Source organism: Bartonella sp. AA97HXZ, from assembly GCF_042196985.1.
Classification (GTDB): Bacteria; Pseudomonadota; Alphaproteobacteria; order Rhizobiales; family Rhizobiaceae; genus Bartonella.
In genome coordinates, this window is the sequence record NZ_JBHIRC010000002.1 from 50,789 (window position 1) to 62,696 (window position 11,908).

Annotated in this window: 8 protein-coding genes and 1 tRNA gene; 7 read left to right on the plus strand and 2 right to left on the minus strand. The window is 35.3% G+C overall.

Features of this window, described 5'->3' with window-relative positions:
* The first annotated feature begins 82 nt into the window (after nt 1–82).
* The 4 genes from ACFINE_RS01655 to ACFINE_RS01670 all read left to right on the plus strand — a co-directional run bounded on the left by ACFINE_RS01655 (nt 83) and on the right by ACFINE_RS01670 (nt 5,048).
* Nucleotides 83–159 (plus strand) — tRNA-Arg (locus tag ACFINE_RS01655).
* Between the two features lie 756 nt (nt 160–915).
* Nucleotides 916–2,589, plus strand: coding sequence for a formate--tetrahydrofolate ligase (locus ACFINE_RS01660; protein WP_375620833.1), 1,674 nt, complete (start codon nt 916–918; stop codon nt 2,587–2,589).
* Between the two features lie 188 nt (nt 2,590–2,777).
* Nucleotides 2,778–3,011 carry a 30S ribosomal protein S21 gene (gene rpsU, locus ACFINE_RS01665; RefSeq protein ID WP_012754552.1) on the plus strand — a complete coding sequence of 78 codons (234 nt, stop codon included), beginning with the start codon at nt 2,778–2,780 and terminating at the stop codon, nt 3,009–3,011.
* A 1,470-nt stretch (nt 3,012–4,481) separates the two neighbouring features.
* On the plus strand, nt 4,482–5,048 hold the full coding sequence (locus tag ACFINE_RS01670; RefSeq protein ID WP_375620834.1) for an SH3 domain-containing protein: 567 nt from the start codon (nt 4,482–4,484) through the stop codon (nt 5,046–5,048).
* 46 nt (nt 5,049–5,094) lie between these two features.
* Here the strand turns inward: ACFINE_RS01670 and irrA are convergent, their stop codons facing one another.
* Nucleotides 5,095–5,607 (minus strand): iron response transcriptional regulator IrrA, encoded by a 513-nt coding sequence (irrA, locus tag ACFINE_RS01675; RefSeq protein WP_375611439.1) that lies wholly within the window; start codon nt 5,605–5,607, stop codon nt 5,095–5,097.
* Nucleotides 5,608–5,840: 233 nt separating this feature from the next.
* On the opposite strand from irrA, the gene fabA reads away from it, so the two are divergent.
* The 3 genes from fabA to fabI are packed head-to-tail and all read left to right on the plus strand — an operon-like array spanning nt 5,841 to nt 8,495.
* Entirely contained in the window at nt 5,841–6,350 is a 510-nt protein-coding gene (gene fabA / locus ACFINE_RS01680) for a 3-hydroxyacyl-[acyl-carrier-protein] dehydratase FabA (protein WP_273722474.1), read from the plus strand.
* Nucleotides 6,351–6,407: 57 nt separating this feature from the next.
* Nucleotides 6,408–7,628, plus strand: coding sequence for a beta-ketoacyl-ACP synthase I (gene fabB / locus ACFINE_RS01685; RefSeq protein WP_375612835.1), 1,221 nt, complete (start codon nt 6,408–6,410; stop codon nt 7,626–7,628).
* A 48-nt stretch (nt 7,629–7,676) separates the two neighbouring features.
* Nucleotides 7,677–8,495 carry an enoyl-ACP reductase FabI gene (gene fabI / locus ACFINE_RS01690; RefSeq protein ID WP_375620835.1) on the plus strand — a complete coding sequence of 273 codons (819 nt, stop codon included), beginning with the start codon at nt 7,677–7,679 and terminating at the stop codon, nt 8,493–8,495.
* 1,940 nt (nt 8,496–10,435) lie between these two features.
* On the opposite strand, the gene gpsA is transcribed toward fabI, so the two are convergent.
* Nucleotides 10,436–11,443, minus strand: coding sequence for an NAD(P)H-dependent glycerol-3-phosphate dehydrogenase (gene gpsA / locus ACFINE_RS01695; protein WP_375620836.1), 1,008 nt, complete (start codon nt 11,441–11,443; stop codon nt 10,436–10,438).
* Nucleotides 11,444–11,908: the final 465 nt, after the last annotated feature.

Genomic DNA, 11,908 nt, shown 5'->3' on the forward strand with positions numbered 1-11,908 from the left:
ACGACTCAAGTTTCACTTGCATTTCTTTAATGAAACGATTAGGAACCCTTTGTCTTAGACAATGTAAAAAATTGAAATGTATGCACCCGTAGCTCAGCTGGATAGAGCACCAGACTACGAATCTGGGGGTCAGGAGTTCGAATCTCTTCGGGTGCGCCATCTATCAATATCTTACTTATAAAGTCAGATTTTTTAAATTCTTTATTTTGTGATTTATTTTTACCTATCTTTGTATTTTGTTATTTCATTCTGTTGTGAGTCGTTTCTTTAGCCATTTTGCTAGAATAAGATGTTATGAATCCTTCAATTCAGCTCTAAGGTGCTTTTATTAGCTTATAATCGTAGCGATTGCATGAGTAGCGTATGTTGTTGTTTTCTTTTTTCAATCTATGCGCTTGTTTTTGGTCTCTTCCGGATTATACTCTCTACTCAGTTAGGTAATTTTTTACGTGCTTATTTCTAATTGTTCCATAACTGGATGTTTCTGGATATTTTATTCCTAGCAGTCCCATCTTAAGAGGGACTTCAGATGTGCTGCCATAAATTCCGGTTTACCACCATGTGAAACTTTTTCAGTGTGTTGTTGGAAAGAATAAATAAACTACTTCTCAAACGTACTACTATGAAACACTTATGGTATCCATTAATATCATCAGCATTTGTTGCAAACCACAGCTTCTTTTTGTAATATTTTTAATTGAATTAAACGTATTTTTACTGCTTAAAAGCAAAGTGATTCTTTTTCCTAAAAAACAATAAAACTCTTCTTGTGCTTCTTTAGCATTATCTCTTGCATGGCATATCAACGATTTCTATGATATCTTAATATTTTTCTGTTCTTTATGAATTTTTCTAATTAATCCATGGGGTACAGATCCCAAACATTAATAAAAGCTGAATTTAAAGAATTTTTCCATGCCTAAAACTGATATTGAAATTGCTCGCACTGCTAAAAAGCAACATATTATTGAAATTGCACAAAAAATTGGTATCTCACATGACAATCTCATTCCCTATGGTCATGATAAAGCTAAAATTTCTTCTGAATACATAAAATCGCTTAATAAAAATCCAGATGGTAAACTTATCCTTGTCACAGCTATCAATCCCACACCTGCCGGAGAAGGCAAAACAACAACAACAGTTGGACTAAGTGATGCTCTTAATCTTATTGGTAAAAAAACAATAGCTACCTTGAGAGAACCATCTTTAGGTCCCTGTTTTGGTGTAAAAGGTGGTGCTGCTGGTGGTGGTTATGCGCAAGTCATTCCAATGGATGACCTTAATTTACATTTTACCGGTGATTTTCATGCTATTACAGCTGCTCATAATCTTCTTGCCGCAATGATAGATAATCATCTTTATTGGGGAAATACTCTAAACATTGATCCACGTCGCATTGTTTGGAAACGCGTTCTTGATATGAATGACCGTGTATTGCGCGATATTGTCATTTCATTGGGGGGCATAACAAATGGTTTTCCACGTCAAACAGGTTTTGATATTACTGTTGCATCAGAAATTATGGCGCTTCTTTGTCTCTCTGAAAATTTAGAAAACCTTACACAAAGACTCAAAAAAATTATTGTTGCTTATCGTTATGATAAAACGCCCATCACCGTTGCTGATCTCAATGCGGAAGGTGCAATGGCAGTTCTTCTCAAAGATGCTATACAACCCAATCTCGTACAGACAATTGAAAATAATCCTGTTCTCGTTCATGGAGGACCTTTTGCCAACATTGCTCATGGTTGCAATTCAGTTATAGCAACAAAAACTGCTTTAAAACTTGCTGATTATGTTGTCACAGAAGCAGGGTTTGGAGCAGATCTTGGAGCAGAAAAGTTCTTCAATATCAAATGTAGGCAAGCAGGTATTGTACCAAATGCTACAGTGATCGTCGCAACTATTCGTGCATTAAAAATGAATGGTGGTCTGGATAAAAATAACCTGACAGAAGAAAATATCACCGCTTTAGAAAAAGGGGCAGCCAATCTTTTACGACACATAAAAAATATGAAGCACTACGGTATTCCTTGTGTTGTGGCTATCAATCATTTTGACAGCGATAGCGATGCTGAAATAAAAACATTACAAAAAATAGTTGCAACAACTGGACACAAAGCTATTATCTGTAAGCATTGGGAACAAGGTGGAAAAGGCGCTATAGAACTTGCACAAGAACTCGTTACCTTGATTGAAAAGTACGATTCTGATTTTAAAGTTCTCTATCAAGATGATATTCCACTCGTTCAAAAAATTAATTGTATTATAACAAAGCTATACGGTGGACGTGGCGCCATCATCTCAGCCCCTATTCTCAAACAACTTGAAACTTGGGAAAAAGAAGGTTTTGGCGTCTACCCTATTTGTATGGCAAAAACACCTTATTCTTTTTCTTCTGATCCCACGCAATACGGAGCTCCTGTTGATTTTGAAATTCCCATACGAGAAGTTCGTCTCTGTGCGGGAGCCGGTTTTATTGTTGTCATTTGTGGAGATGTTATGACCATGCCGGGACTACCCCATTATCCCACGGCTGAAAAAATTCATCTTGACGAAAATGATCAAATACAAGGACTTTCATAAATTTATAACCGTAAATTCTATCATTCATTATAAAAAGCGTTTTTATTGTAAAAAAAATAGAATTTTAAAAAGCGATATAGACAAATGTCTCATTTATATGATATAAGTGCTTGTCCTTTTGGATATGCCTTTAAAAGGACGTAGGTTTTTTCCTATCATTTATGACACTGAAAAAAGCAGGATAGATAGTGCAAGTACTCGTTCGTGATAATAATGTTGACCAAGCGCTCCGTGCGTTGAAAAAAAAGATGCAGCGTGAAGGTATCTTCCGTGAAATGAAAATGCGTAGTTATTATGAGAAGCCATCTGAGAAGCGTGCTCGTGAAAAAGCTGAAGCTATTCGTCGTACACGTAAGCTTGCTCGTAAGCGTGCACAAAGAGAAGGTTTTGTTAGTAACGGACGAACTGTTGCGGTAAAGTAATATACTTTATGATATTATATAATTGCATAAGCAATAGATAGTAAGCTACTAGAAAATTTTATCTTCATAGGCGATTGCGATGAATTGCTTGTGTGTAGTTTTTTATGTACAATGTTATCTAATATGTTAGTTATTTGAAAATAATAAGGTTTCTATCATAGAGGTGGTTTTTATTTCACTCTTATATTTCAAAAAATAGATAACAAACTACACTTTAGATATTTAAGCGACTTTTTCCTATGTAAATTGAGTGCGGGATGTTTTGTTATCACTTCTCGCTATAATTTTTTCCTTCTGGATATCTCTTAAATAACCGCTTCTTATGTATAAATTTCATGATGAATTTCTTTTTTGTCATTAAATATTCTACATCTTTCGATCATCCTAGGTCTTTTTACAAAACAAAAACAACTATCGCCATATGCGATTGTGTGTAAATATATGATATTAAATGCATAATCCTCTTTACCTTCAGTTATGTAACAAAACGATATAATTCCATAACTTTTATATCCCTTGATTCTGTCTCTCTAAAGGATGACGAATTTCAACCACTGCACTACAGATTCTTTTTTCTTGATAAAATTCTTCTATTCATCACTTATGTAATTACCCTCATCAGTGTATCGAATAAGCCTTTCTATTTCATTCAACTTTCTTCTATACTGAGTTAGAGAAAAGAAAATTGATAATAAACAGAGAAAACACTATTTTTTAATATGGATGAATGTGCCTTTTATTACCATTTTTGATGGAAATGTTTTTAAAATTTAAATAACGAGTTAAAGTTTTTAACGCGTAGATTTGTTATTATAAGTAATCATTTTTCATATTAAGTAATAATTCTTAATAACATAAAATTTCTCAACACCTTCTCATATTGAATCAATGAAGATTATTTTCTTGTACATCATAAGCGGGATTCGTACGCAAATAGAATAAAAGCTATTTAAGAAAAAACAAAAAGGCTTCCTATGAACACCATAAATAATAGGAACTGCATAACATTGAAAGCTGGTAAATAGAACAATGGAGCCAGCTTATCTACTAATACGGATAAGCATTATCATGGCATAAGATTATAGCAAATTTTATAAAATCGATTATCACGAAAAAGTGTTCTGTTAGCCCTTCATATATCAATCTACTCTATAATGTTGCTCATATTTTTACGCTTAAATGTTTCATTCATCGTATTATTTGGTTCATTTAAAATTTCTTTTCAAGCTATACAATAACCCCTTCACTGAACAGTTTTTTGTTCATAATATGTATACCTATATTTTTATTTCGAAAAATAAACCCAGAAAAGAGATACAAGCTTTTGTTTTCCTTATTTTGATATTTTTGTAGCAATTTTCTCATCGTTTAGATCTCTTTAACGAGCAGTGTGTCATACTTTTTATCAGTTTCCAGTCTTATCTTTCAGATTTTAAATTTCCAATATATGATGAAATAAAGGAGTTCGGTGTGCAAAATTCTCGTTGGTTTCGCGTTTCAATACTCGCATCATGTATCTTAATAGCAACAGTCATTGTATTAGTTTCACCTCATTTGTTGCATGCACAAACATTTAATCAAAATTTAGGGCCCAGTGGTTTACCACTTCCGCGATTTGCTTCGATTAAACCCACCAGCGTTAATGTACGCGTCGGACCAGGAAGCAACTATTCTATCATTTTTACCTACAAAAAGAAGGGCTTACCTATTGAAATCATTCAAGAATATGATCAATGGCGCAAAATTCGTGATGCCGAAGGCGATGAGGGGTGGGTGTATCAATCGCTTTTATCGGGAAAGCGAACTGCTATAACTATTCCATGGCAAAAAGATAAAACTAAAAGACTAATGCTACGAAAAAATCCCACCGACAACGCAGAACTTGTGGCAGAAGTAGAACCTAATGTCATTGGTAATATCCGCCAATGTGATGGACAATGGTGCGAATTAAACATTAATAATACACGCGGATGGCTTCAACAACCCCAGTTATGGGGAATCTATCCTGATGAAAAAGTAAAAGTAAAAGGCTGGTGAATAATCAAACTCAACAAGTTTAATTTTTATTCCTCATTGAATATCCTCACTGCCTATCACAAGATTGATTTTTTGGTTTCAATCGCACGATTAAATCAACATGTGAAATTTCCATACCTTCTGGTGGCTTAGGCAAATTTCTAATAATGGGAGATTCTTCCAAATTGTAAGGAATATCAAGAATACGATTTTCACCTTCTATATAAAAATGGTAGTGATCAGAGGTATTTGTATCAAACCAAGTTTTTGAGCCTTCTACGGCAATAATCCGTAATAATCCCGCTTCCGTAAATTGATGAAGCGTATTATAAACCGTTGCTAAAGATACAGGTACACCTGCCTTCATCGCTTCCTCATAGAGCTCTTCAGCAGTAATATGACGATTTCCTTGAGAAAAAATCATATGTGCAAGTTCCAACCGCTGACGTGTTGGACGCAGACCATTTTGACGCAAACGTTTTTCTAACATAGAAATGGAATAATATTGCACAATTTTTCCACACTCTTTTGTGAACTGCTGCTCTTCATTCATATCTAAATTGTCTGCACTCACTGACATAATTACAAACCCAAATACATTCCTGCTAAATAAGATCAAAATACAAAAAAATGGGAATAGTATGGTGTAATCTTGTATTCCATTTTTAAATAATTACCTACGTAGAATACATAAAAAAAGGCTTTTGTCATTAAAAATGATATAAAATCATTTCCCTCTCTTTAAAATTTGCTCTAAAAGTAGGTTGGGAAAAGCGCAGAAATTAAAGATATATGCAAATAAATGGAGTAACAATGGCTGAACAAAAGTCTCGCTACACATATGAAGAGCTTCTAAGCTGCGCTCGCGGCGAAATGTTTGGTAGAGGTAATGCGCAATTGCCAGCACCGCCAATGTTGATGATTCATCGAATCACTCAAATTAGTGAAACTGATGGTAAATACGATAAAGGAATGGTTCGCGCCGAATTTGACATTACACCAGACATGTGGTTCTTTAATTGTCACTTTATAGGCGATCCCGTCATGCCAGGATGTCTTGGACTGGATGGTATGTGGCAATTAACAGGTTTTTTTCTTGGTTGGCTAGGTGAACCAGGCAAAGGAAGAGCAATATCAACAGGTGAAGTAAAGTTATCAGGGATGGTAACTCCACAAACCAAAATTCTTGAATATGAAATAGATTTTAAGCGTATTCGACGTGGAAATTTAGTCTTAGGAATAGCTGATGGGTGGCTAAAAGCAGATGGAGAGACTATTTATAAGGCGAACGATTTACGCGTTGCTTTATTCAAAGAAGATTGAACGTTATTTCCGTCAGAAAGAACTTTTCACTATTCTGTATGGAACGAGGAGGTATGAATGCGTCGAGTTGTTGTAACCGGAATGGGAATTGTCTCCGCAATTGGAAATAACCCTGGAGCTGTTTTAACCAGTTTACGTGAAGCAAAATCCGGAATTTCTTACGCACCTCAATATGCTGAATTAGGCTTTCGTAGCAGAGTTTATGGCAAGCCCGATATTAATATAGAAGAACTCGTAGATCGACGTGCTCTACGTTTTCATGGGCGTGGAACAGCATGGAATCATATTGCCATGGATCAAGCAATTGCTGATGCGGGTCTAGAACCGCATGAAGTATCGAACGAACACACGGGTATTATTATGGGTTCTGGAGGTGCTTCAACACATTCAATCGTAGAAGCTGCTGACATTACACGCCAAAAAGGCCCAAAACGTGTTGGACCTTTTGTTGTCCCTAAAGCGATGAGTTCTACAGCATCTGCAACATTAGCAACTTTCTTTAAAATAAAGGGGATCAATTATTCAATCTCTTCAGCTTGTGCTACCTCCAATCATTGTATTGGTAATGCTTACGAAATGATTCAATATGGTAAACAGAAGCGCATCTTTGCCGGAGGCTGCGAAGATTTGGATTGGACACTATCTGTTTTATTCGATGCCATGGGCGCTATGTCCAGCAGATATAATGACACCCCTCACAAAGCTTCACGTGCTTATGATGTTAATCGTGATGGTTTTGTCATTGCTGGAGGGGCTGGCGTTTTAGTCCTTGAAGATTTAGAACTTGCTAAAGCACGTGGTGCAAAAATCTACGGAGAAATCGTTGGATACGGTGCGACATCCGATGGACATGATATGGTTGCCCCATCAGGAGAGGGAGCGGAGCGGTGCATGCGCATGGCTCTTGCAACAGTCAATAATAAAATTGATTATATCAATCCCCATGCGACAGCAACTCCTGTTGGTGATCCTCCTGAGATAGAAGCTATCCGTCGTGTCTTTGGAGCAGGTGATCAATGCCCCCCCATTTCCGCTACTAAGTCTCTAACAGGACATTCCTTGGGAGCAGCAGGTGTTCACGAAGCAATCTATACATTGTTAATGATGAATCATAATTTTATTTGTGAAAGTGCCCATATTGAAGAACTTGATCCAGCTTTTGCTGATATGCCAATCGTTCGTGAACGACGTGATCATCAACAACTGAATACCGTATTGTCGAATACTTTTGGCTTTGGCGGTACCAATGCAACGCTTGTTTTCCAACGTTATGTATAAACAAAAGCTCTTAGTAATTGAAAAAAGTACGGTCTTACGGAGAATAATATGAAAGGTTTGATGGAGGGCAAACGCGGCCTTATTATGGGAATTGCGAATGACCATTCAATTGCTTGGGGCATTGCCTGTCAGCTCGCACAAGCAGGAGCGGAATTAGCGTTGACTTATCAAGGAAATGCTTTTGGCAAACGTGTTCATCCCCTAGCAGATAAACTTGGCTGCAAATTAGTGCTAGAGTGTGACGTTGAAAAAAGTGAAAATATTGATTACGTCTTTGAGCAACTTGAAAAAGAATGGAAAACAATTGATTTTATTGTCCATGCCATTGGTTTTTCAGATAAAACTCAGCTAAAAGGGCGTTACGTTGATGTTACAACACGTGAAAACTTTCAACGCACGATGGTTATTTCAGCTTATTCCTTTACTGAAATTGCCCAGCGCGCGGGTAAGCTTATGCCGAATGGAGGAGCACTTTTAACTCTTACCTATGGTGCTTCACAGCAAGTTGTGCCTAATTATAACATCATGGGTGTTGCTAAAGCAGCTTTAGAAGCTATGGTACGTTATTTAGCAGCGGACTTTGGTCCTCAAAATATTCGTGTCAATGCGATTTCCGCTGGTCCTGTTAGAACTTTAGCAGGTAATGGTATTGCAGCTGCACGGGCAATATTTTCACATCAACGCCGTAATGCCCCATTACGTCGTACCGTAAATATTCATGAAATTGGAAAATCTGCTCTTTATCTACTCTCTGACTTATCATCAGGTGTCACAGGTGAAATCCATTATGTTGATTCAGGCTATAACATCATGTCTATGCCAATACTTGAAGAACTAAAAAAAAGTGACGATTCTCAAGAAGGATAAATTTTATTTTATTGCACTAAAAAATAAAATCAATCATGTGCATAGTGCTTTAATCGGGTATTGAGTACTTTCTCAGCTATATAACAGTGTATTGACTTATAATAATATGACGTAAGGCATGTGTACAAGTGTTTGTAAGAATAAGTGAATACAAAACCAGATGTACGATGCCTTGTTTCGCAAAATATTTTATAAAAAGCCGGAATATTTCTTCAATTCATGGTTGATAAAGTTTGTGTTTTATGACGTCATTTACCTTACTAAAGTATACGCTTTTGCCATTGCTTATAAATCAATATCCAACTCTCATGCCACCGCAGTTTGAAACAGAGATTAGAGAATTATTAAAATCCTTAGTTTCAGCTTTTGTGTAGCAAATTGAAAAAAAAATATTTCTACCGTTTGATTTATTCTTGAAACGCAAATACAATCTAATTTAGGAAGAATATGAAGGCGTAAAGAAATCAATCGTTAATTTTACTATTATTCTTTAATGAGACTTTACGATTTTAAAAGCATCTACATCAATGTTTTTTTAATAATGGAGATTACTCTTTACCTCACACCTTTATTTTGCTCGTTCTTTAATGAAAGCGTTTCTTTGATATGTCAGGTAAAATAGAACACCCAAAAACACTATAGCTGTTGCTCCTTCATGCATTTTTTTAAGATATCTCTCAATGCATGCCATTCCATTTCACAATGGTACCTGTAAAACGTATAAAAAATCCCTGTGAAGTATATAAAATCCTTTTTTTACCACCATTTTAATGTTTATACAGATGACAAACCGACACCGTCATTTTACTTGCCATGTTCTAATATTGAAACAACCCTTGACACTTGAGATGATTCATTAGAAGTATCTTTAATAATTTTTTATCCACGTACTAACCCGCTTGTGACAAGCAAACACATATTTTTAATTAACTCAATACAAAAATAAAATGAATTATTTATATAAATCAATTTTTTATCTTTATAATCACATTATTTTTTAGTTTAACTGACAGTCACAAACAAGTACAATAACATTTTCTCAATCTTAGACTTTCAAAGTTATAATTCCAAAAATCATTTCTTGCATATAAAAAACAGAATTGACATGTGAGAAAATAAAAGGCTTAAATATCTCTACTGAACAGCTTCAAGTGCCAAGAGCTGTTTCAACATTGGGGGGTAATGATGCTCGTCTTCCTCCTTCATAAACGTAAAGATGGGGATGTGCACAATGGCTTTATCGTTATACTATTCACGGTCACCGTCGCGAAGTGGACTTGGGAGTTTTAAGAGAGAGGTCTCTTTAAAACAAGAACATGAATATACAACAGCAATCGTGTTTTTTTGGGCATTCTATTTTACCTGACACATCAGAGAAATGCTTTCATTAGAAAATGAGAAAATAAAGGTGTGAGATAATCTCTATTATTTAAAAGATATTGCTTTAGATAGCGTAAAACCGAATTTAAAAATGATTGTAGAAATGGGAACAGATTTTCAGCTTTAAAATTTCATCTTCTTCCCAAATTAGATTGTCTTCTTGTTTTAAAGAATTACAAAAACAGAGATTCGCAATATCCCTGCCCCGATATTCTTAGCTTATACGTTACATAAATAAGATGCTTCTACCTAATGAGTCTTGTATTATTCTGTTTGCAAATATCATTGTGAGATGAATTTAAGAGACAATAAAAATATCTTGTTCATTACATTACATAAACATGTATAAGTGGAAACGACAATTTATCTTCAAAGAGATAGCTCTTAGACAAAAGCCAAAACTTTTATATTTCAGCCATGTTTCATAAAGAATCGAATGATATGAATCTATAATTTTCTGGAATATGACTGCCTTATACAACCATCAATAAAATCTATTTTATATGTCTATCATAGCATGTTTCTATTTTTTACGATTGGAATTATTAAAAAACAGGATATCATTGAATTTCGTCCTTGAGGGCGCGGCTTAGTAATGTGTTTGCCGCTTCAGTTATATTTTTACCACAATAGAGAATTTGATAAATTTGCTCTACAATGGGCATTTCTACCCCAATACGCTGCGCCAACGTATATACTTCCTTGGTATTTAAGTATCCTTCCACAACCTGACCAATTTGTTTTTCTGCTTCTTTTATATCTATTCCTTTACCAAGAAGTATTCCAAAACGGCGATTACGCGACTGATTATCAGTACATGTCAAAACCAGATCACCTAAGCCTGTCATTCCCATAAATGTGGAAAGCTCAGCACCCATAGCCCCCCCTAAACGACTGATTTCAGCTAGTCCTCGTGTGATAAGAGCTATTCGTGCATTTGCCCCAAAACCTATGCCATCTGATATTCCTGCACCAATAGCAATAACATTTTTGACTGCCCCCCCTAATTGAACACCAATCATATCTGAACTTTTATAAACTCTAAAACTTTTGTCACAATGAAAAAGTTGCTGCAATTCTTTACCAAACTCAACATCAGAAGCTGCTATCGTCATTGCAGTAGGCCAACCCATAGCTAGTTCTTGAGCAAAAGTTGGTCCAGAAAAAACAGCTAAAGGAATTTTTTCACCTAAAATCTCACGAGCAACCTCTTGTAAGAAACGTCCAGTACCATGTTCTAAACCTTTTGTAGCCCAAATAACGCGTGAATGCTGATCTAAATAAGGCTGAATATTATACAAAACTTGATGAAATACATGGCTTGGAACAGCGATTAATATATTGTGACTTGCCGTTATTGCAGTTTCAAGGGAAGCTTCAAGTAATAAATTTTCAGGAAATCGAACATCGGGTAAATATACTTGATTACAACGTTGTTCCTGTAATTCTTTGATATGTTGAGGACTATAACCCCAAAGTAAAACATTATGACCATTACGGGCAAGAGCTATCGCTAATGCAGTACCAAAAGAACCAGCACCTATAACTGTCATTGCAACGGTTTTCATTAAATTTTCTGATTATTCTCTAAATTTTTGATTTCAATTGCATATTATTATTACAATAATTTTAATGCTATCTTTAATATAAATTCTTTAAATCTAAAAATATTACTGCTTCGTAGCTTTTTTATCTCACACAATATAAAAACTTGTTTCGCACATTCTCTTTCTTTGTAGTAAATTTTACAAACATCACTTTTTGTATATTCTACAAATAGCTATTTGTCTCAAAAATTAAAGATTGACTAAATACCCCACGGACTTTCTCTTTTAAATTAAAAGTATATTCAAAATAATGATACTCATTCCACTGATATCTTGTACTTATCTCCTGCTTTATATCCCACGAATTCTTCTACGAAGCTGATACATGCCGCATCAGCTCCGTAGATATTTATAACAACTACTCCACAGGAAACTGCGTATTTGGACCTTGCTCCATGGGCATTTCTGAACCAGGTGCTTGATCTA

What these genes read in the sequence shown, in the direction of transcription:
- ACFINE_RS01660 (WP_375620833.1), top strand. Translation starts at nt 916, where the DNA reads ATGCCTAAAACTGATATTGAAATTGCTCGCACTGCTAAAAAGCAACAT.
- irrA (WP_375611439.1), bottom strand. Translation starts at nt 5,607, where the DNA reads ATGTCAGTGAGTGCAGACAATTTAGATATGAATGAAGAGCAGCAGTTC.
- fabA (WP_273722474.1), top strand. Translation starts at nt 5,841, where the DNA reads ATGGCTGAACAAAAGTCTCGCTACACATATGAAGAGCTTCTAAGCTGC.
- fabB (WP_375612835.1), top strand. Translation starts at nt 6,408, where the DNA reads ATGCGTCGAGTTGTTGTAACCGGAATGGGAATTGTCTCCGCAATTGGA.
- fabI (WP_375620835.1), top strand. Translation starts at nt 7,677, where the DNA reads ATGAAAGGTTTGATGGAGGGCAAACGCGGCCTTATTATGGGAATTGCG.
- gpsA (WP_375620836.1), bottom strand. Translation starts at nt 11,443, where the DNA reads ATGAAAACCGTTGCAATGACAGTTATAGGTGCTGGTTCTTTTGGTACT.